21 protein-coding genes are annotated in these 21,148 nt (G+C 27.5%); 18 read left to right on the forward strand and 3 right to left on the reverse strand.

What is annotated here, in order from left to right:
* Positions 1-43: 43 nt before the first annotated feature.
* The 10 genes from Q0J69_RS10600 (at position 44) to Q0J69_RS10645 (ending at position 10,717) form a co-directional block, all read left to right on the forward strand.
* Positions 44-1,120, forward strand: a complete 1,077-nt coding sequence (locus Q0J69_RS10600) for a hypothetical protein (protein ID WP_297207215.1) — start codon at positions 44-46, stop codon at positions 1,118-1,120.
* A 78-nt stretch (positions 1,121-1,198) separates the two neighbouring features.
* A complete protein-coding gene (locus Q0J69_RS10605; RefSeq protein WP_297207217.1) occupies positions 1,199-2,230 on the forward strand; it encodes a deoxyguanosinetriphosphate triphosphohydrolase in 1,032 nt (343 codons plus the stop codon).
* A 15-nt stretch (positions 2,231-2,245) separates the two neighbouring features.
* Positions 2,246-3,205: a radical SAM protein gene (locus tag Q0J69_RS10610; RefSeq protein ID WP_297207219.1), complete on the forward strand. Its 960-nt coding sequence runs from the start codon at positions 2,246-2,248 to the stop codon at positions 3,203-3,205.
* 346 nt (positions 3,206-3,551) lie between these two features.
* The gene (locus Q0J69_RS10615; protein ID WP_297207223.1) at positions 3,552-3,746 is read left to right on the forward strand and encodes a hypothetical protein; all 195 of its coding nucleotides are present in this window, start codon (positions 3,552-3,554) and stop codon (positions 3,744-3,746) included.
* 2 nt (positions 3,747-3,748) lie between these two features.
* Positions 3,749-4,549, forward strand: a complete 801-nt coding sequence (locus tag Q0J69_RS10620) for an AAA family ATPase (protein WP_297207226.1) — start codon at positions 3,749-3,751, stop codon at positions 4,547-4,549.
* Positions 4,550-4,681: 132 nt separating this feature from the next.
* Complete coding sequence (locus Q0J69_RS10625; RefSeq protein ID WP_297207229.1) at positions 4,682-5,296, forward strand: cytidylate kinase-like family protein; 615 nt, start codon at positions 4,682-4,684, stop codon at positions 5,294-5,296.
* Between the two features lie 8 nt (positions 5,297-5,304).
* Positions 5,305-6,012, forward strand: a complete 708-nt coding sequence (locus tag Q0J69_RS10630) for a phosphatase (protein WP_297207232.1) — start codon at positions 5,305-5,307, stop codon at positions 6,010-6,012.
* A 242-nt stretch (positions 6,013-6,254) separates the two neighbouring features.
* Positions 6,255-7,379 (forward strand): imidazolonepropionase, encoded by a 1,125-nt coding sequence (gene hutI / locus Q0J69_RS10635; protein WP_297207268.1) that lies wholly within the window; start codon positions 6,255-6,257, stop codon positions 7,377-7,379.
* A gap of 142 nt (positions 7,380-7,521) precedes the next feature.
* Positions 7,522-8,502, forward strand: coding sequence for a hypothetical protein (locus Q0J69_RS10640; protein WP_297207235.1), 981 nt, complete (start codon positions 7,522-7,524; stop codon positions 8,500-8,502).
* A 4-nt stretch (positions 8,503-8,506) separates the two neighbouring features.
* Entirely contained in the window at positions 8,507-10,717 is a 2,211-nt protein-coding gene (locus tag Q0J69_RS10645) for a transcript cleavage factor (protein WP_297207238.1), read from the forward strand.
* Positions 10,718-10,770: 53 nt separating this feature from the next.
* Here Q0J69_RS10645 and Q0J69_RS10650 read toward each other — a convergent pair whose 3' ends face one another.
* Both Q0J69_RS10650 and Q0J69_RS10655 read right to left on the reverse strand, forming a co-directional pair.
* Complete coding sequence (locus tag Q0J69_RS10650; RefSeq protein ID WP_297207240.1) at positions 10,771-11,523, reverse strand: hypothetical protein; 753 nt, start codon at positions 11,521-11,523, stop codon at positions 10,771-10,773.
* Positions 11,524-11,551: 28 nt separating this feature from the next.
* Positions 11,552-12,214 (reverse strand): hypothetical protein, encoded by a 663-nt coding sequence (locus Q0J69_RS10655; protein WP_297207242.1) that lies wholly within the window; start codon positions 12,212-12,214, stop codon positions 11,552-11,554.
* Positions 12,215-12,554: 340 nt separating this feature from the next.
* Here Q0J69_RS10655 and Q0J69_RS10660 point away from each other — a divergent pair, with 340 nt between their 5' ends.
* From Q0J69_RS10660 to rsmA, 4 genes are read left to right on the forward strand one after another with little or no spacing between them, the layout of a single operon-like run.
* The gene (locus Q0J69_RS10660) at positions 12,555-12,695 is read left to right on the forward strand and encodes a hypothetical protein (protein WP_297207245.1); all 141 of its coding nucleotides are present in this window, start codon (positions 12,555-12,557) and stop codon (positions 12,693-12,695) included.
* Between the two features lie 11 nt (positions 12,696-12,706).
* On the forward strand, positions 12,707-13,141 hold the full coding sequence (locus Q0J69_RS10665; protein WP_297207248.1) for a tetratricopeptide repeat protein: 435 nt from the start codon (positions 12,707-12,709) through the stop codon (positions 13,139-13,141).
* Positions 13,138-14,862, forward strand: coding sequence for a hypothetical protein (locus tag Q0J69_RS10670; RefSeq protein WP_297207251.1), 1,725 nt, complete (start codon positions 13,138-13,140; stop codon positions 14,860-14,862). The genes Q0J69_RS10665 and Q0J69_RS10670 overlap by 4 nt, the downstream gene beginning before the upstream one ends.
* Positions 14,852-15,697 carry a 16S rRNA (adenine(1518)-N(6)/adenine(1519)-N(6))-dimethyltransferase RsmA gene (gene rsmA, locus Q0J69_RS10675; RefSeq protein WP_297207254.1) on the forward strand — a complete coding sequence of 282 codons (846 nt, stop codon included), beginning with the start codon at positions 14,852-14,854 and terminating at the stop codon, positions 15,695-15,697. The genes Q0J69_RS10670 and rsmA overlap by 11 nt, the downstream gene beginning before the upstream one ends.
* Here rsmA and Q0J69_RS10680 read toward each other — a convergent pair.
* Positions 15,694-16,251 (reverse strand): hypothetical protein, encoded by a 558-nt coding sequence (locus Q0J69_RS10680; RefSeq protein ID WP_297207258.1) that lies wholly within the window; start codon positions 16,249-16,251, stop codon positions 15,694-15,696. The genes rsmA and Q0J69_RS10680 overlap by 4 nt on opposite strands.
* A 150-nt stretch (positions 16,252-16,401) precedes the next feature.
* Between Q0J69_RS10680 and pyk the strand changes: the two genes are divergently transcribed.
* The 4 genes from pyk (at position 16,402) to Q0J69_RS10700 (ending at position 20,988) form a co-directional block, all read left to right on the forward strand.
* The gene (gene pyk / locus Q0J69_RS10685; protein WP_297207261.1) at positions 16,402-17,835 is read left to right on the forward strand and encodes a pyruvate kinase; all 1,434 of its coding nucleotides are present in this window, start codon (positions 16,402-16,404) and stop codon (positions 17,833-17,835) included.
* A 142-nt stretch (positions 17,836-17,977) separates the two neighbouring features.
* On the forward strand, positions 17,978-19,369 hold the full coding sequence (locus Q0J69_RS10690; protein ID WP_297207271.1) for a sodium-dependent transporter: 1,392 nt from the start codon (positions 17,978-17,980) through the stop codon (positions 19,367-19,369).
* A gap of 142 nt (positions 19,370-19,511) precedes the next feature.
* Positions 19,512-19,928, forward strand: coding sequence for a PaaI family thioesterase (locus Q0J69_RS10695; protein WP_297207263.1), 417 nt, complete (start codon positions 19,512-19,514; stop codon positions 19,926-19,928).
* Between the two features lie 118 nt (positions 19,929-20,046).
* A complete protein-coding gene (locus Q0J69_RS10700) occupies positions 20,047-20,988 on the forward strand; it encodes an Rpn family recombination-promoting nuclease/putative transposase (protein WP_297207266.1) in 942 nt (313 codons plus the stop codon).
* Positions 20,989-21,148 lie beyond the last annotated feature (160 nt).

A 21,148-nucleotide genomic window follows, 5' to 3' on the forward strand; every position in this document is an offset into this window, starting at 1 on the left:
TATAATAATCAACAAAAAATAATTTTGGAGTTAAATAAATATTATGGCAAAGTTATTATACAGTATTTTACATAACGAATATTTTATTTTGATTATTTCTATTATTGTTTTAGTGATTATTTTTAAAATCTTAATGAAAAATAAATACCGTCCTTATTTTTATATAAAAGATATAACTTTTTTTATACTTAAAGACAATATTAATAATATGTATATCTACTGCAATAGATTTGAAAATATTGATGAGGGTATTCATTATTTGTATATGGGTAAAATATTTATAAATAATGCAGATTTATTCGGAATTTATGAGATTGCAGGAAACAGTAAAAAAATTGAAGTTTTTGACTATGATACTGAAGAATTTATAACTTTAAACAGAAAAAATATTGCAGAAATAAATTTAAAAAACACTAATCTTTCAAAAATTGAATATGTTATGGAGATTAATGGTAAAAGAATAGAAGGTATTTTTGAAATAATTAATGAACCCAAAATAAATATAAAAAATTTCCATGTATGCGGATTTAAATATTTAAAAACTTATAGCAGAGGAATAATTGTAACAATTCTTAATCATTTATTTAATTTTTATTATGTCTTTATAGATAATAAAGAAAAAATAAATTTTGATATTAACGGAGAATATATTTTTTCAGAAGATTTTAAATGTAAAAAAGAAAAAGAGCTTTCAGATGAAGTTAGTTCAATTCTCAAACAATTTTCCACTTATGAACTAAAACAATATTTTGCAAAAATTAAAGATTTATATGCCTTTAATATATTATATTTTGATGAAAAAACTATATGTATATATAAAAGAGTTACTAAAATAGAAGAAAATAAAAAACTCTCAATTAATAATGTTTCTCTTATTTATGATTTGAATAATCAAAAATTGATAAGTTCTTATTTTAAAGATTTGGTAAATAATTCTGATGATTTACTAAAAAAGTATAATGCACCTAATAATTTTTATAATGATGATTTAGTATTTATTATAACAGATATTGGTGTTATTGTAATGTCTGACAGTGGGTATGAAAGAATATTTATTGCTTTAGATGATATGAAATACTATATAAATAAAGATCATTATTTAGTTTATTTGTTTAATTGATTTTTATATTATTGTGTTTTTTCATTAATTGATTTATTATTAACATAATTATTGCAATATAGTTTTAAGGAAAATATTTTGAGAACAATAAGACTTGATATAGAAACTAGAGAAAAAGCTTTTTTATCTCCAGCCGCAGCATTTTCATCTGAAAGCAAAGGGACAGTATACCCAAGAGAAAAGGATGATATAAGAACAATTTATATGCAAGACAGAGATAGAATAGTACACAGCGAATATTTTAGGCGTCTTAAAGATAAAGCACAGGTTATAATGCTTTCTGTAGGAGATTTCAGAACTAGACTAACACATACGCTTGAAGTTATGCAGATAGCTAGAAGCATAGCAAGGGCATTAAGACTTAATGAAGATTTAACAGAAGCTATTGCATTCGGACATGATCTAGGACATTCCCCATTCGGACATGCAGGAGAAAAAGCTATAGCTAAATATTTTAAAGGCTTTCACCATTCTTCGCATTCTTTAAGGGTAGTAGAACATTTAGAAAAAGGGAAAGGTCTTAATTTAAGTTTTGAAGTAAGAGATGGTATTATAAAACATACAAAGGGAAAAAGCGGAAAATTGATAGCTGATTCTTCAGGTCCTTCTACAAATGAGGGTATGATTGTGAGATTATCAGATACAATAGCTTATGCCAATCATGATGTTGATGATGCTATAAGATACGGTCTTCTTAAGTATGAGGATTTGCCTAAGGATATTGTTAATGTTTTAGGAAGCACTTACGGAGAGAGAGCTGATACTATGATTATGGCTGTTATTGAGGCTAGTATTGAAAAAATGGAAATAGATATAGATGCAAAGGTGTTAAAGGCTATCAATGATTTAAGAGCTTTTATGTTTAAAAAGGTTTATGAAAGCAAGGCTATACTTGAGGATGCAGAACGTGTTAATAGAATAGTATCTTCGATATTTGAATATTTAATGAAGCATAAAGAAATAATAGAAGAAGATAAATTATTTAAAAAAGCGAATATTCCATACAGCAGTGATGAGGAATTTGTTAAAGATTATGTAGCACATCTTACCGATTCTGAGGCTATTAATCTTCATAAAAAAATCACTTATGGAAAACTTAATTATATATAAATGGTGTATAATATCATGTATAATAGCAAACATTTAAATAATATAAATAATGCTTTAGAAAAGGCTGAACTTCTTTATGATAAATGTATCTGCTGCGGTCATATATGCAATATTAATAGAAATGCTGGTAAGGTAGGAAGATGTAAAATTTTTGAAGATATTAATCATATAAAAACAGCATCTCATACTCTGCATTTTGGAGAAGAGCCTATGCTTGTAGGAAAAGGCGGAAGCGGTACAGTGTTTTTTTCAAGCTGCAATTTGAATTGCGTATTTTGTCAGAATCATCAAATAAGCTCTGATGGAGTAGGGGATATAATTGATATAGAAACATTGGCTGATTATTTTTTAGATTTAGAGAAGCAGGGTGCAGAAAATATTAATTTAGTTAGTGCAACGCATGTTATATATCCCGTTCTTAGAGGGTTAAAGATAGCTTTAGAAAAAGGACTTAATCTTCCCATAGTTTATAATACAAATGGTTATGATACTAAAGAGTTATTAGATTGTTTGGATGGTATTGTTGATATATATCTTCCAGATTTGAAATATGTTTTTGATGATAAAGCTGTAAAGTATTCTAGAGCTGAAAATTATTTTAATGTAGCTATTAATGCTATAGATATAATGAAGAAACAGGTTGGGGATTTAGTATTAGATGATAATGGAATAGCTAAGAGCGGTATTATAATAAGGCATTTGATTCTTCCTAATAACGAATCTGATTCTTATGATGTATTAATCGAATTAAAGGATAGAGGTTTCTTGAATACAGCGATATCTCTAATGTCTCAGTATAATCCGAAATTCAAGGCATGCAGTTTTGAAAATATAAATAGAAAATTATACAAAAAAGAGTATGATGATTTAGTTGATTATGCACTTGATTTGGGTTTTGAAAATTTGCTTATTCAGGAAATGGAAAGTTCTGAAAATTATCTTCCAGATTTCACCAGAGAAAAGCCGTTTATATGATTATGATATATTAGACTTGTTTAAAAAGTATTTGACAAGATTAACTGTAAAATTTATTTAATTTTAAAATTATGAAATATAATATTTTATATGTTGTATAAGTTGTTATTTTAGTATATCAATATGCAGTCCTTCGTCGCGGGCGTACTTCGTATGCTTCTTTGTGGCACGGCAGCAAAGCCTCACTTATAAAATAAAAAACACTAAAAATTAAAACAGTATAATTATCTATTAATTTAGTTTTGAAACAAGTCTATTAAAATATTAATAGTTTTATATTTTGACAAAAATATTTTATAATGTATAATTATAATGTAATATTATATTGTTTCATAAGGACAAAATTATGAAAGAAATACTTTCTGATTTAGAAAGCGAGGATGTAGAAAAAAGATTGAATGCTCTTGATGAATTAGCTTCTTTAGTTTCTACAGCAGATAAAATAGCGGTTATCAAGGCATTAAAGCCACATATATTAGATTGGGATGAAAATGTCAGATTGAAAGTGGCTCAGGTATTAAAATTGTATACGGGACAATAATTATGGGAAGAATAATATCTTTTTCCAGCGGCAAGGGCGGTGCTGGTAAAACACTATGTTCAGTTAATTTTTCTGCCGAATTGGCTTCCAGAGGTTATAAAGTTTTGGTATTTGATATAGATATTAACTGTTCCAATGTTTTTATATTACTTCATGTTAAGCCTCAGTCTAAACTGCAGGAATATTTTGAGGGTACTTTAACATTGAAAGACTGTGTTATTAGAAGCGAATACGGTATAGATGTTATAAGTGCTGGTGTTAATATACAAAGATTTGTTCAATTTGAAAATGATTTTAATTTATCTAATTTGGCTAAAGATTTAAAAGTTTTAGCTAATGATTATGATTATGTTATTATAGACTATGCGGCAGGTATTACTCAGCCTATGATGCGTTTTTATGAGATGTCTGATGATATTATACTTGTTGCCAATCCTGAGATTACAGCTTTGACTGATCTTTACAGATTAATGAAGATGATATACGTTAATAATATGACAGATAAAATGTATTTAATAGTTAATAAAGTAAAAAATATTGACTGGGCTATTAATTTGTATAGAGAAATAAAAAAAGTTTCTGCGAAGTTTTCATTGGATATAAATTTGGTATTATTAGGACCTATTCTTTTTGATGAAGAAAAAGTTATGATATCTGTTCAGAAAAGAACTCCTATTATAATACTTTATCCTAAAACACCTATAAAAGGCGGATTTTCTTTGGCTGTTACTAGATATTTATACGATATAGGTGTAATGAAAGATGAAAATGCCAGAGAAAAAACTTTCTCTGATTTCTTCTAAAAAGCATTTTTGTAGTACAAATACTTTTCTTTAGTATAGAAAAATTAACTTCAAGTAGTAATTTAAATTTGACAAATATTATAATATTGATAAACTATATACTTATAAGATATAAACAGAGGTATATTATTTATGGATAAAAAGATTATTATAACTATCAGCAGAGAATTCGGCAGCGGCGGCAGGTATATAGGAGAAATGGTTGCTAAAAAGCTGGATATACCTTTTTATGATAAGGCTATAATAGAGATGGCTTCTGATAAAACGGGATTCTCTCCTGAGTATATTAAAGAAAACGAACAAAAATTAACAGGCTCATCTTTGTTTAATTTTGCCATAACAGGTTCCTATGCTGGAAATATGGTATTTGGAAACGGAGAGTCTTTGCAGGATACTATGTTTTTTGCACAGAGCAATGTTATAAAAGAGGTAGCATCCAAACATTCATGTGTTATAGTTGGAAGATGTGCTAATCATATATTAGAAAATTTTGAGAATTGTATCAATATATTTATTTATTCTGATATGGAAAGTAAGATAAAACGTGCTGTTAATGAATATAAACTTGATGCTTCTAATATAGAAAAAATATTAAAAGAAAGAGATAAATTGAGATCTAAACATTACAATTATTACACTGGTAAAAATTGGGGAGATGCTAGAAATTATCATGTTTGTTTGAATAGTGATTTTATAGGCATTGATAATGCTGTTGATATAATAGAAAAAATAGCTAAATCAAGATAAGGCATACTATGAAAATAATAGCTGATTTACATACGCATACTTTAGTCAGTGAGCATGCATATAGTACAGTAGATGAAATGCTGAGTGCTGCAAAGGATAAAGATTTTTCGGCATTGGCTATTACTGATCATGGACCTGCTTCCAGCGACGGAGCTAAATCTGTACATTTCAAGGCTATGCATAGTTTGCCTGAATATGTAAATGGTGTAAGGTTATTAAAAGGTGCTGAAGTTAATATTATAGATTACAGCGGTAAACTAGATTTAAGCCCTAATGTTTTAAGCAGTTTAGATTTTGTTATAGCTTCATATCATGAAGATGCTATACAGCCTATCAATATTAAAGAACATACAAACGGATATTTAGAAGTTATAAAGAATAAGGATGTGGATTGTTTAGGGCATATTGGTAATCCTAAATTTCCATTTGATATGGATTATATTATAAAGCTTTGTAAAGAATATAATAAACTTATAGAAATTAATTCTTCTTCTTTTACTGTAAGGCTTGGAAGTGCTCCTATATGCAGAGAGATTGCTCTGCTTTGTAAAAAATATGAGGTAAATATAGTAATCACTTCTGATGCTCATTCAAAATATAAGGTTGGAGATCATAAAGATTCTATAGATATGTTAAATTCTATAAGTTTTCCAGAAAGTCTTATACTAAATACTGATTATGACAGATTAATGGAATATCTTAAACTTCAAAAATAATACAATAATATGTAATTTAAATTATACATTTTTTCTAATTTATGTTATTATTTTATATATGGGTTGGTATTTATAATATATAAAGTTAGTATTTTATGTTATTCGTTGTTAATATAAAAATTAGAGAGGTTTTTATGTTAGACATTCTAATAAAAAATATAGGTTCATTAGCAACAGCTGAAGGTAATACGCCCTTATCTGGTAAATAGCAAGGCAGTATTAAATTTTATGAAAATGCTTCTATTGGTATAAAAGATGGAATTATAGAATATGTAGGCAAAGATAAGAAAGCTAAGGCTAAAAAAACTATAAATGCTCATGGACTTCTAGTTACTTCAGGACTTGTAGATTGTCATACTCATTTTGTATTTGGAGGATCAAGAGAGGATGAGATGTATGATATAGTTACAGGCAATATGAACTATTTAGAAATAATAAAATCAGGCTATGGCATATTATCAACTGTTAGAGATACCAGAGATAAAACAGAAAATTTCTTATATAAAAAAACTATGCCTATATTGGATGATATGCTGAAGTATGGTACAACAACCCTTGAGGGTAAAAGCGGATATGGATTAACTCTTAAGGATGAGATAAAAATATTAAAGGTTATGAGAAAATTAAATGATAATCATAAGATAGACATAATATCAACATTTATGGGAGGACATGTTGTACCAGAAGAATATAAAAATAATAGATACGGATATGTTGATCTTATATGTAATGAAATGATACCAGAGATATCTAAATTAAAACTTGCAGAGTTCTGCGATGTATTTTGTGATAATGGCGGTTTTGATATGGAGGAAACTCATAAAATATTAAATTCTGCTCAGGAATATAATATGGGTATAAAAGTACATTCTGATCAGCTTGAAACCAGCGGAGGTTCATATTTGGCGGCAAGATTTAAAGCAATAAGTGCTGAGCATTTAGTTATGTCTGATGACAGGGCTATAGACCTTATAAGAAAATCAGGTATTGTAGCAGTTCTCTTGCCTAATACATCTTTTTATCTTAGTATGCCTTATGCTAGAGCAAGATATATGGTTGAAAGAAATGTACCTATAGCAATAGCTTCTGACTATAACCCTGGTTCAAGTCCAAGCTATAATATACAATTCATTATGAAATTAGCATATATTTTATATAAATTAAAGCCTGAAGAGATACTTAATGCAGTTACAATTAATGCTGCTTGTGCTATCAATAGAGGAGATGAGATAGGAACTATAGAAAAGGGCAAAAAAGCAGATATTATAATATGGAATGCTCCTAATTTAAACTTTTTGCTTTATACTTTAGATGATAATTTATGCAATACAGTATTGAAATCAGGAGATATAGCATATCAAAAGTAATACATATAATACATATATAGCCTTTTTATATAATGGCGTATCATTTTTACTTGACAATTTCTCTTTATTTGATTATATTATATCATTATGTGTATAACTCTATACATTTTTACCTTTTAAGGGAGTAGTTTATTTAAATATAATGGCAGAGGAATTATTTTCAAGAAAAGAATCTGTAAAGGATATTTTCAGCCTTATAGAAAGTAAATTGAAGAAGGGTTTATTTAAAGAATCTATGGAAGATTTTGACAGAATCATGTACATGGATTTTGAATGTTCAAATCTTTATGAGAATATATCTTGCGTGAAGTTTTGGATTAATAGGCTTGATAAGTTTGAGAGTGTGAAGAATAATTGTATAGAGTATTGTAAGCTGCTTGATTCCAGTTATAAGAAATTTATGGCTTTTGTAGGAAATAAATCTTATGACGAAGATTTGATTTCAGTAAAGGCTATACATTATTTTGTTTATAATAAAACTATTGAACTTATAATGGAAAAGAATACTGATGATATTGAAGGAACTGAAGAGCTGCATTTATTATCAAATGCTTTTATAGAATTAAAGGATTATTCTAGGGCTTTAAAGTCTTATGAGTATTTAAATACTATAGAGCCTTATAACTCAAATACTCTTAGTTTTATAGCCATGATTTATGATATATTGGGTGATAAGAAAAAATCTAAGATGTATATCAGAGATGCTTTATTTTATGATCCTTTAAGTATAGAATTTGAGAATATCAGCATTGATGTATTAAGGGAAATTAGAGATATAATAATTAAGAGGGGGATTCATAATAATAGTCAGGAAGAGATAATAATGTGGATGAGTGCTTATGGTGAGTTGATGAATATATTGGATGTAAAAAGACCTTTGAGCGAGAAAGAAGAATTTGAACTGAGAAAGAATATTTCAAGATTGGAGGCTGATTACAGAAAAATAAAATTAAGAGATATAACAGCACCTAAACTTTTATCTTCTTATGCATTCCTTACAACATATCTTATTATGAGGAATAATGATTCTGATATTGATGAGGTAAAGATATGGGGCAGAAAAATGGCTATGATAGATAAGGACTTATTGCAATACTATATAAAAATATTAGATAAGGGGTGACAAGATGTCAGAAGTTCTACAAAAATTAGAAAATATATTTTCAGAGGAAACATTTACAAGAAAGCCTTTGCTTAATTATACTACTAAGTATTTTTTTGATTTAGCTGCTGTTGTAAATGATATTAATGATATTAATGATATTAATTCTGCTATAGATACTGCTAAATTACAATTAGAAAAAAATCCTAATCATATATCAGCATTATATGCTAATGGATTATTAAATTTAAAAATAGAAAATTATACAGAAGGCAGTTTAGATAAACTTTTGGGTATTTTTAAAAATGCTAAGAAGTGGAATATTGTTGAGTTTATAGCTCAAAAGATTTTAGATGAATACTATGAAAGCGATTATGCTTTGAGATATTTAGCTAGCTATTATCAGAGTGTCAATAGAGAATCTGAAGCATTAGAAATTTGGGAGAGATTAATCAAATTTGATACATCAAATCCAGAACTGCCTGAAAAGATAGCCCATACTAAAGAGATGGCAGGCGATATTAATAGTGCTGTTCATTATTATAAAATAGCTTTTGAAAGAAATCTAATTAGAAAGAGAAATAATGCTGAAAGCGATATAAAGAAAGTACTTGAATATGAGCCTGACAATTATAATTATTTGCTTAAGCATGAAGCTGCTTTGCATGAGCTTGTTGATTCTAATATTATGATAGATGTATGGAAATTAATATTTTTCTATTATTTAGAAAACAGCCGTTATAATGATGCTTTGAAAACTATTAAGAATCTTCTTAATTATGAGCAGGATATAGTAGCACAGAATAATAAAAAGGCTAAATTTTTCAGACACAGACTTGTTGATGTTTATAAAGGATTATATCCTAAACATACACTTTTTGAAAAAATAGAAGAAATATCTTCAATAACAAATGTTAATAAAAAGCCTAAAGAATGTATAGAAATATTTGAGAAATATATACAATATGATGTTGATAAATATGTTATTCATAGAAATTTCGGTGTAGGAAAAATAAAGTCTATAAATATAAATGAATTAAAAATTAAATTTGTACAGCAGGATGAAGAGAGAAAGATGACATTTGATATGGCTATACAATCTCTTACAACATTGCCTGATGATGATATAAATGTTTATAAGGCTTACAAACTTAATGAGCTTAAAAAAATAGCAGAAGAAAATCCTACAGAGCTTTTAACTATAATATTGAAATATAGAAAGACTATTAATACAAAAGATTTAAAACAGGAATTAACTTCAAAACCTAGTATTGTAATTGCCGAGGGAGTTTATACTAAATGGCTTGAAAGTGCAAAAAAATCTGTAAGGGCTTCCACTACAGTTAAATTTGATAAAAATACTTTCCTTTATAATGAAGAAGCAGAAACTTATGATGCTGAAAGTTTATCTAAATTTAATAAGACAAATGATTTCTTTGAAAAATATCAAATTTATATGGAATATTTAACTTATACTCCTAATTTGAATTCTGATGAGGCTAAAGAAATGAATGATTATTTTGTAGGCATTTCTAAAGATAAGAAATCAGAAGATACAGCAAGAATTATAAGTACTATATATTTGAGAAGTCAATCTTCTAATAATGATAAAGATATACCATTATTATCAGATATAGTTAAAAATGTTAAGGATTATACTTATATCTATGAAGTTTTGCCTTCCTCTAATTATAGAGAAAAATACATAAAAGCTATTTGGGACGGCAGGAGAGATGATTATTATGATATAATATTGAAGATGCTTTATTCTTCGCAGGTTAAGAATAATTATTTAATAGTAAATAAATTATTTGCTGACGGAAAGGTTGATATGCTTGCAAAAACTATTGACGACATATTTCTTCATTATAGAGAATATCCTGAATCATTTGTATATTTTGCTCAGAAGATACTTGATGGGGAATATTATGATGATATAGAAGGGGATATTAAAATAAATAAAAATTCGCTTATGATAGGTTTGCTTAGTATTATGCCTCATTTATCAAAAATGCTTGATAAAAAAGAAACTTCGGCACAGGCTAGAAAACTTTTAAAAGTGGTTTATGATTTAGTATTTGAGAAAGAATATTTGCTTAAATTTATAGAAAATGAATCTGAAGAGGATGTTAAAATAATATTCAGCGAATTCCAAAAACTTGTAAATTTAGAGCAGCATTATAAAACAGATATTATATCAGCGGTTATAAAACGCTTCCCTGATTGGAAAATATAATTATTGATAATAAAAAATGGGCTTCTTAATTAAAAAAGAAAGCCCATTTTGTTTTATTTTGTTATATTCTTTTCAAAATATTTAGATAAATCTACAGGTGATTCTTCAAGCCATGAAGACATAATGCATTCATATCTTCCTTTGCTTTTGCTCAATTTATATATTTGATATTCTACTCTGTCGCTTCTTCCAACGATTTTTTCTCTTGATTCCACAAGCATTTCATATATTCCATCTCCGTCAATATCTTCAAATACATTATTCATCTGAGTGATAACTGAACTTTTCATAGAATTTATTTCTTTATAAAAAGATATATCTGCAATAAACTTTACGCTGCTTCCATCTATTCTAAACATATACATATATATATCCCTGTCCTGCCCATTTTCATTTAGTATATAATATTTTATAATACCTACTTCATTTTTTCTGTCATAAAAATTTTCTAAATCTATAGCAGAATTTTTTCCATGTCTGTCAGTTAAATATGAAAACTCTTCTTTATCTCCGTTAAATATTAGCATTTTATCCCCATGCAAAGAGGATACAAGAGCTATAAACTCATTTCCTTCTTTGGGAAGTATATCAGCAATAACTATTGAATAGACATTATATCCTTGTTTTTGTAAATCATATTTTAGATTTTCAGCCTGAGCATATTCTGAATTATCAATATTATCGCTATTATAATAAACAATATCTCCATTGCTTGATAAATTAAATAAACTCTCTACATCAATAGCATGAAGCTGCATGCTTATAATTATTGAAGTAAAAAATGTAATCAGCAATATTTTTCTCATAAAACAAAATCCAGTAATTTTTTATTTTTTAAAATGTCTTTATATCGGTAAATTCTATTTCTGAATTAACTCTTCCGTCAGAACTTTTATATTTTATTCTTTCAGGAAGTGTATAATTGCCTATTTCTGTATAAAATATATTAACATCATAAATTTTAGATTTTTTATTATAATATTCTGCTCTTTCAACTAATAGAGTTTCTTTATTCACAGTATAATTAACACTGTAATTTTTATCTTCACCTTTAGCCCTTAAAGTTATTTCATATTCATTTTTATTTTCTTCCACACTTTCTAAATCAAATTTTTGTGAAAAAGAACTGTAAGTGCTTGAATTACCTACTATTGCATAAAACCCAGTTGTTTCTAAAGCTCCTTCAAATACGGAAAACATATTTCTATAAAAACTATCAACATTTTCTAGTATAAGAGTAGGTTTAGCACCTTGTTCAAATGTGAATTTTAATTTGATATTTTCTTTAGATGAAGTGTAGCTTTTAGCTGGTATAGTTGCTATTTGTTTTTCAACTATCTTTCCGTTTATGTATGCTTCAAATTTTTTTGGGTAAATAGAAGAATATTTTTCTTTCATTTTATTATATATGTCTTGAAAATTTACAGCAGCATCCTGCGAATATATAATATTAGAAAATATTATGTTAATAAATATGAATATTATTATTTTTTTCATGTTTTTCCTTACAAATGATTATCGTAATATTTTAAGAATAAATTAATATTATTAACCATTTTATCGATAATAGTAATTTATAATGTACTTTAATTTGGTAAAATACCAATCTTGACTTTAATTACAATTTTTGTTATACTCTTATCATAAAGAATATAATTTATGGTAAGTATTTATGAGCGAAGAACAAAATGAACAATTGTCCGAAACAGAAATATATTGTGCAAATTGCAGATATTGTGTTCTATTTAGAAAGGCAACTGGTGTAGATGGTAACCAGTATCTATTAAGAGTAAAATGTGCACAAGAGCAATGGCGTAAAAAACTTGGGGAGGAAAAGATGTACAAGTATTTTACAGTTGCAAGAAGAACTGTAGAAAAATGTGATGATTATAAAGAAATGGGAGATTTGAGAAGTTTTTTAAAAGCCTTGCGTAAAAGTTTGCCTGTGCGTGATGAAGTGTATACTATAAAGAAATAGTGGATTTTTTGGTGAAAAAATATTTTTATTTTTTTATTGTACTTGTTTTTTTATTAAGTTCATGTGCCTCAGCTGTTAAGGTATCTGTTGAAGAAGAGAGGTATCCTAAAATAATAGCTGAAAAGGCTTACACTGAATTTGGTAATAAAAGGTATAAGAATGCTATAGCGTATTATCAATATATAATTGATAATTTTGACAGAGATAATTATGCTAAAGATGTTGCTTGGGCATATTATGAGATAGGTTTTTGTTATTATTATCAAAATAAATATGAGGAAGCTTTAGAATATTTCGATATAGTTATAAATAATTTTACAGTATTGCCTCCTAGAGTTTTGGCTCAAAAGGTTATGCAGGACATTTATGATAAAAAGCCTAAATTAAGACCTTTAGAGATTATAGAAGAAACAATAGAAGATGTTGAAGAAAATATAGATTCATGAGAAAAGAACATAGCATTACCAATAAACTCATATTAAGTTTTTTAATACTTAGTGTTATAAGCATAATTCTTATATTTGTAGTTTATGTCTTATATTCAAGAGGTGAAGGTAAAGAATACTCTATGCTTACTTATTTTTTAGTAAGTTTGGTCTTTTATAAATCATATATACCTTATATAACATCTTTATCTGTTTATTTTTCTTTTTTTAAGGGTAAATATACAAATCAGGAAAATATATCAAAAGTTATAGCTAATCCTATTGCGGCAATTATATTACTAGTGGCATTTTATACTATATATGATTATTATGCTGTTAATTCTTTGATTTCAAGTATAAAAACTCATAATGCCAATAGGGATGCTATGATTTATTATGAGTATGAATTGAAATTGAGAGATGAGGCTTATGAGAAAGCTAAAGAAGAGCTTGCTTCAGGTAATTTGGATAATGCTCATAATTTAGCTGAGGAAGCTTTATTTTATGATAAAAATGACGGAAATGTTATTCTGCTTTTAAAAAGCATACAGGAAGAAAAAAGAAAGAGATATGAAAATACTCATCAGGCAGAAATAAATAATATTAATAATCTTATAAAGTTAGGTACAAGAGAGTTTACTTTAAATAATTATAATGAGGCTTTAAAATACTTTAATAGGGTTCTTGCATTAGATAATAATAATCCATTAGCTTTATATTATCTTAATAAAATAAGTATTGCTAGAAATGAAAAGCCTAAATATTACGGAAATACTACAGAAGAAATATCAGTATACGGCAGATTATCAGAAGCTATTAGTTTATATGAAAATGGCAGATTATGGGCAGCTTATGATATAATATATAAACTTTATATGGAAGCTCCTGAAGTTGCTGAGGTAAATAATTATTATTCTATCATAAGAGATGCAATAAGCCGATACGATTTCTTTATTAGGGAAGCTCAGGAAGTAAAAGAAGCATATATAGATAAAACAGATTTATCTCCAACATCTTCTATAGCAAATCATAATGGGCTTAATATAATGCTTGATAAAAATACCTTATTATCATCATCAAGCGGTGCAATGTTTAAGGGCAGTTTATATATGTTTGATGTTTCTATAATTAAGCTGGATGATGAATTAAAAAAGGTTAGTTCCGAAGATTATCTATATGGAAAATTGGCAGATAGTTTGAAATCTACAAATAATGGTAAAAATATCATACTAAAAGCACATTTTGATACGAATAAAAATGATTATGTTTATAGTGATACTCAAATCAGGGTAATACCTATATCTATATCTTATAGTACATTGGATATTATTAGAAATTATACTTCATTAAATTTGGACTATGTAAGTGTACCTGATTTATTTACTTTAAGAAATGAAATGCCTAGATTCGGATATTCAAATAGAGAGATAGATTTAGAATTATTCTCTAAAAATATAAAACCTATTTCATATTTGCTTCTATTTATTATAATAGCGTATTATTCTTTTAGATACCGACTTTCTATGGCTTCTGAAAAAATGACTCTTTATAATAGAGTAGTTGGTGTTGTAGGTACATTAATACTTACTATAGTATACAAAGTATTTATTGAATATATTGCTGCAATTCTTGTCGTACTATCTAATATTACAGTAGGAGTTATAATTACAGTATTAGCTGCGGCTGTTCTTATATTATTAATAATATTCCAAATGGCTAGAATACCTAGAGATGTTAGATAATTTATATTCCAAAAAAGAGGTGGTAAATTATTTAAAAGACAAGTCTATATTTCCAAATAAAAATAGAGGGCAGAATTTTTTATGCGATAGAAATATAGCATATAATATAGCAAATACAGTTCCTAATAACCTTTCAAGAGGTACGTATGCTTTGGAAATAGGAGGCGGACTTGGTGCTTTAAGTAATATGCTTATAGATATATACAAAAATAATATTACTATAGTTGAATATGACAATGCTTTATATAATCATCTTAAAGAAAAATTTGATAATATTGATATTGTACATAATGATATATTAGAATTTGATATACCTAATTCTAATACAAAATATGATATATATGGAAATATACCTTATAATATAGCAAGTCCTATAATGGAATGGCTTTTATATAAATCATATTCTAAATGGAATTATGCTGTTTTTATGGTTCAAAGTGATTTTGCATACAGATTAACAGCAAAAGAAGATACAGAGAATTATTCAGCCTTGACATTATTTGCTAATTTTATGTCATCAATTAAATTGGAATGCAATGTTTCAAAAGATGTATTTTATCCAATTCCAAATGTAACATCATCTATTATAAGTATAGTTCCTAAAGAAGCGGATATGTCTGTGATAGATTTATTTAAATCTGTATCTAAAACATTGTTTCACAATAGAAGAAAGACGATAAAAAATAATTTTATTAATTCTCCGTATTTAAATCTTAGTAAAGAATATATAGATGAAATATTAGAAAAAGCTGATATTGACAGCAATATAAGAGGAGAATCTCTGTCTATTGATAAAGTTAAAGAACTTTCTTATATCGTATTAGAATATATTTAATTATTAGTATTGGCTGTATTATCTTTCATTATTCTTACAGACTGAATTATATCATTTATCTGTTTATCATCTTTTTTACTGTTTGCATTATACATGCACATTATTTGGAGTATACCGTTATCATGCAGCATTAAAAAAGATTTATGATATGTTTTATTAGGTCCGTAATAAAAACTGCTTAAAACTTGATAGGAATTTTTAGAATTTTCAGGCGTACCTTCAGATATTACTTGAAATTCTTTTATAGCATAATGATTCTTTAATCCATTGATTATCTTGTTTTTGGCATTTTCTAAACTTATCATTCCGCTGTATGCTGATTTATATTTTGTATAAACTATCGTATATATTGCTGTTTTTCTTTCAACTCCGTAAGATTCATTAAACTCCACAGTATTATCCACAGCCACAGTTTTATCCAAGAATCCCCTTTGAAAATCTTTAGGCATATCTATTGCTATGTCTGTAAGCATTACTGTTTCACTTTTAGGCTGGCATGCACATAATGATAATGCTGTTAGTATTATAAATAAAATAATATTTCTCTTACTCATGTTTTTATTATATAACAAAATTAATATTTTTAAAGTGTAAAATTTATTATATTTTTAAAAATTTAAAATTATTTTATTATTGTAATATTTTTGTATATTTTATATTATTATACAGATGGAATTTTTTATAATAGTTAAGAGGAAATATAAATGAGAAAGACAAAAATAATAGCAACATTAGGTCCTAGATGGTCTAATGAAGAGATGGTAAAAAAAATTATAGAAAATGGTGCAGATGTATGCAGATTGAACTTTTCATTCGGTTCTTATGATGAGCATTTAGAGAGAATCAATATCATAAGAAAGGTTTCTAATGAGTTAAGAAAGCCTGTTGCAATACTTGCCGATTTGCAGGGACCTAAAATAAGAATAGGAAAATTAAAAGAACCTATTACAGTAAAAGAAGGGGATATTGTAAAATTAAGCGGTTATAAAGAAACTAATGATGACAGTATAATACCTACAACACATTCAAATATAGCACATGATGTAAAAAGCGGTTCTATGCTTTTAATAGCTGACGGTACTATACAGCTTATAGTTGAATCAAGCGATGAGGCTTCAAAACTTGTTGTATGCAAGGTTATAACAGGAGGAACTATATTAAGCAGCAAAGGTATCAATTTACCGGGGGCACATGTTACAACTGAAGTTTTAACTGAGAAAGATGTTAATGATGCCTTGTTCTCTGCTAAAAACGGTGTTAATTATTTGGGTATGAGTTTTGTAAGACGTTCTGAAGATGTTATAAGGCTTAGAAAGATTTTAGATGATAATAATTTTCAAAATGTTGGTATTGTATCTAAGATTGAAAATACAGAGTCATTAGAAAATTTGGAAGAGATAATAAAACACTCTGACGGAGTGATGGTTGCAAGGGGAGATTTGGGAGTAGAGATACCATTCGGAGAAGTTCCTGTATGGCAGAAAAAAATATTAAAAATGGCTAATGATATGGGAAAAGTTACAATAATAGCAACGCAAATGCTTGAAAGTATGACAAAAAGCCCAGTACCTTCGAGAGCAGAGGCAAGTGATGTTGCTAATGCTGTTTTAGATGGAACGGATGTTGTTATGATGTCTGCGGAAACTGCTTCTGGAGATTATCCTATAGAGTCCGTTAAAGCTATGGTTTCTATAGTTGAGGCAGCTGAAAGATCGGCTGAAAAGTTTGCTCATACTAATATGATGACTTTAGACAGAGGATTGAATGATGCCTTATCAGACAGTGCTTCTTACTTGTCATATTGTTTGGATAATAAGGTTATTATTGCTCTTTCAAGATCAGGGCATACTGTTAAAAATTTATCTAAAAAAAGACCTAAAACTCTTATAGTATTTATGTCTGCTGATAAAGATTTATGTAATAAACTTGCTATATGCCATAATGTTTATACTATACTGATGCCTGAAGATTTGAACTTTAGTGCAGGTATTAGTCATGGAGGTCAAATTGACATACTTGAGGATACATTAGTTAAGCATGATTTGGCAAATCATGGAGATACTGCTATAGTTGTCAGCGGAAGCAAATGGCAGGGAAGATGGCAGGAAAACAGCGTACGTATAGTAGTGATACACTGATATATTTTATTTGTATTTTTATAGGGATTGCAGTAAATTTGTAATCCCTTTTTTTATAAATGGATTAATTTTTAATATTACTACTTGAAGTAATAATTTAATGTTGTATAATATAATAATCAATAATTTTGGAGCTGTTAATATGCATGATGAAAAGAGAGAGAAATTATCGAGCAGGATTGGTTTTTTATTGGTGTCGGCTGGATGTGCTATAGGACTTGGAAATATATGGAGATTCCCTTATATCACTGGTAAATACGGCGGTGCTGCTTTTGTGCTTATATATATTATATGTTTAGCTGTTGTAGGGCTTCCTATACTTATAATGGAGTTTAGCATAGGACGTGCAGGACAAAGAGATATTGCAGGCTCTTATAAGGTACTTGAAAAAGAAGGCAGTAAATGGCATTTAATTGGATATATTCAAATGCTTGGATGTCTAATACTTATGATGTTTTATACTAGTGTTACGGGCTGGACAATTACTTATGCTTATTATATGGCTACTGGTGCAACATTGGGATTAAGTCCTGATGGAGTTGCTCAGTTTTTTGGTGCTATGCTTTCTAATCCTAAAATAATGATTATTAGTTTATTTATAGCGGTATTTTTGGGTACATTAATATGTTTTAAAGGACTTCAGGAAGGGGTTGAAAAATCATCTAAGTTTATGATGTCATCTTTATTTGTAATAGTGATAATATTAATAATAAGGTCTGTAACTTTGGATGGTGCTTTAGAGGGGATAAAGTTTTATTTGCTTCCTGATTTATCTAAAATATTTAAGGGCGGTGCTGAAAATTTCTTTGAAGTTATATATGCAGCTGTAGGGCAGGCTTTTTTCACTTTAGGTATTGGAATAGGAAGCATGACAATATTTGGAAGCTATATAGGAAAAGAAAAATCTATAACAAATGAATCTATAATAATAGTTATATTAGATACATTAATAGCACTTCTTTCAGGGCTTGTTATATTTCCAGCCTGTTTTGCTTTTGGAGTAAATCCAGGAGAAGGTGCAGGACTTGCATTTGTTACTTTGCCAAATATATTTAATTCAATGCCTCTTGCCAGATTATGGGGAACATTATTTTTTGTATTTTTATCAATGGCTGCTTTGACTACTGTTGTTACTGTATTTGAAAACTTAATAGCTTTTACAATGTCAGAGTTTAGAATGCAGCGAAATATTGCTTCTATAATAGTTGGTATAGTTGTATTTGTATGTTCTCTTCCAACAGCTTTGGGTTTTAACTTATTATCATTTATACAGCCTATGGGAGCAAATACTAGTTTTTTAGACTTGTTTGATTTTTTGGTAAGCTACAATTTAGTTGAGCTTGGAGGAATATATATAATTATATTCTGTGTTTCTAAATACGGATGGGGATGGGATAATTTTTTGCATGAAGTAGATTCTGGAAGCGGAATAAAGTTTCCAAGCATTTCAAGATTTTATGTAACTTATGTATTGCCCATAATATTATTTGCTATGTTTATTATTAATTATATATATAAATTTTTTATTAATTGATATGTAAACAAATACATTTGATATAAAAAATGCATAAAATTATTAACTGTGAATAATTTGTATTTTTGTACTTTTATGTTATTTTGTATCATATAATTATTTAGTATTATTAAAAATTATTAGATTAAGGAGTTTATAATATATGACAGATGAAGAAATTTATAAAAGAGTAAGAAACAGATTTGAATCGCAGGATTTTATATCTTTTACAGGTATGAAATTGGATCATATAGAAAAAGGCAAAGTTATCATATCATGCGAAAATAAAAAAGAGTTTTCTCAGTATTTGGGCTATATGCATGGAGGTATGGTTTCTGCTATTGCTGATACTGCAGGAGGAAATGCTGCTGCTACTATGCTTAGCGAGGGACAAAAAATAGTAACTTCTGAGTTAAAGATTCATTTTTTAAAGCCTGTTATATCTAAAAAAGTAATAGCTGTAGGAGAAGTTATAAGTGCTGGAAAAAAATTGATAATAGTAGAAGCTGTTGTTAAAGATGAAGAAGATAACATGCTTGCTAAGATGATAGCTACAATGTTTGTAATTGATCCTTCTTGAACAATTTATGACAAAAGCAAAATAAATAGTATATATTAATCATTTAATAAAATACTATTATAATTTTATTTTTATTACTTTACTTTGACAATTTATATTTTTCTATTATAATTTAATTATGAAAGAAATTAACAGACTTAATGATTTATTTATGCGGTATCTAATCGGCAAAGAAGGAGATGAAGATATATTAGAAAATATTGTCAATGCTGTTCTAAATAATGCTGGTTTTGAATCTGTAAGCAACCTTGAAATTATCAATCCTTATAACTTGCCTGAAAATGAAAATTTAAAGGAATCAATCCTTGATGTTAAAGCAAAAACAAAAGACGGAAAGAAAATAATTATTGAAATACAGCTTGTAGGAAATAATAATTTTGTAAAAAGAATTTTATATTATATAGCTAAAAATATAGTTTTAGATTTAAAAGAAAATGAGGACTATATTAATGTAAGTCAGATGATAAGTATTAGTTTTATAAATTTTAATCTAAATATTGGAAGCGAAACTGATATAAAGAAAGAGCATAAATGTTTTACTCCAACTGATATTAATAATCATAATCTTAGATTAGATGTATTTCAAATGCATTTTATAGAAATAAAAAGGTTTATAGACATATTAAAAAATACCAGCATAGATGAATACAATAAAAATAAACTTTTATCTTGGATAGATTTTTTCACTACAAAAGATTTAGAAAAAGATATTAATAAGTTAATAGGAGGCAATAATATTATGTCCAAAGTAATAGATAAATATAAAAGATTTGTAGCAGATGAAAAAGAGATGTCAGCGTATAATGAGAGAGATACTTTTCTTTACGGACAAGCTGTAATGCTTCAGTATGAAAGAGAGGAAGGATTTAAACAAGGTATGGAAAAAGGTATAGAAAAAGGCAGACAAGAAGGTATAGAGAAAGGCAGACAAGAAGGTATGGAACAAGGTGAAAAAAATAAATCAATATTAATAGCCAAAGAAATGAAGAAAGAGAATATGAGTAAAGAACTTATAAGCAGATTAACAGGATTAAGCGTAGAAGAAATAGAGAAGCTATAATAGAAAATAGGTATTGTATATTAGTTTAATTATATATTTTATTGTATAAGTTTATATTAAAAAATCTATAACGTTAAATAAATTTTGAATTTGATTACATTCCCCACCCTTTAGGTTTAAAATCTAATTTGTTATTTCAGCATTATTTTTCTTTTTAGTT

The sequence above is a fragment of the uncultured Brachyspira sp. genome, from assembly GCF_944388875.1.
Lineage (GTDB): Bacteria > Spirochaetota > Brachyspiria > Brachyspirales > Brachyspiraceae > Brachyspira.

What these genes read in the sequence shown, in the direction of transcription:
- Q0J69_RS10600 (WP_297207215.1), top strand. Translation starts at nt 44, where the DNA reads ATGGCAAAGTTATTATACAGTATTTTACATAACGAATATTTTATTTTG.
- Q0J69_RS10610 (WP_297207219.1), top strand. Translation starts at nt 2,246, where the DNA reads ATGTATAATAGCAAACATTTAAATAATATAAATAATGCTTTAGAAAAG.
- Q0J69_RS10615 (WP_297207223.1), top strand. Translation starts at nt 3,552, where the DNA reads ATGAAAGAAATACTTTCTGATTTAGAAAGCGAGGATGTAGAAAAAAGA.
- Q0J69_RS10620 (WP_297207226.1), top strand. Translation starts at nt 3,749, where the DNA reads ATGGGAAGAATAATATCTTTTTCCAGCGGCAAGGGCGGTGCTGGTAAA.
- Q0J69_RS10625 (WP_297207229.1), top strand. Translation starts at nt 4,682, where the DNA reads ATGGATAAAAAGATTATTATAACTATCAGCAGAGAATTCGGCAGCGGC.
- Q0J69_RS10630 (WP_297207232.1), top strand. Translation starts at nt 5,305, where the DNA reads ATGAAAATAATAGCTGATTTACATACGCATACTTTAGTCAGTGAGCAT.
- Q0J69_RS10640 (WP_297207235.1), top strand. Translation starts at nt 7,522, where the DNA reads ATGGCAGAGGAATTATTTTCAAGAAAAGAATCTGTAAAGGATATTTTC.
- Q0J69_RS10645 (WP_297207238.1), top strand. Translation starts at nt 8,507, where the DNA reads ATGTCAGAAGTTCTACAAAAATTAGAAAATATATTTTCAGAGGAAACA.
- Q0J69_RS10650 (WP_297207240.1), bottom strand. Translation starts at nt 11,523, where the DNA reads ATGAGAAAAATATTGCTGATTACATTTTTTACTTCAATAATTATAAGC.
- Q0J69_RS10655 (WP_297207242.1), bottom strand. Translation starts at nt 12,214, where the DNA reads ATGAAAAAAATAATAATATTCATATTTATTAACATAATATTTTCTAAT.
- Q0J69_RS10660 (WP_297207245.1), top strand. Translation starts at nt 12,555, where the DNA reads ATGTACAAGTATTTTACAGTTGCAAGAAGAACTGTAGAAAAATGTGAT.
- Q0J69_RS10670 (WP_297207251.1), top strand. Translation starts at nt 13,138, where the DNA reads ATGAGAAAAGAACATAGCATTACCAATAAACTCATATTAAGTTTTTTA.
- rsmA (WP_297207254.1), top strand. Translation starts at nt 14,852, where the DNA reads ATGTTAGATAATTTATATTCCAAAAAAGAGGTGGTAAATTATTTAAAA.
- Q0J69_RS10680 (WP_297207258.1), bottom strand. Translation starts at nt 16,251, where the DNA reads ATGAGTAAGAGAAATATTATTTTATTTATAATACTAACAGCATTATCA.
- pyk (WP_297207261.1), top strand. Translation starts at nt 16,402, where the DNA reads ATGAGAAAGACAAAAATAATAGCAACATTAGGTCCTAGATGGTCTAAT.
- Q0J69_RS10690 (WP_297207271.1), top strand. Translation starts at nt 17,978, where the DNA reads ATGCATGATGAAAAGAGAGAGAAATTATCGAGCAGGATTGGTTTTTTA.
- Q0J69_RS10695 (WP_297207263.1), top strand. Translation starts at nt 19,512, where the DNA reads ATGACAGATGAAGAAATTTATAAAAGAGTAAGAAACAGATTTGAATCG.
- Q0J69_RS10700 (WP_297207266.1), top strand. Translation starts at nt 20,047, where the DNA reads ATGAAAGAAATTAACAGACTTAATGATTTATTTATGCGGTATCTAATC.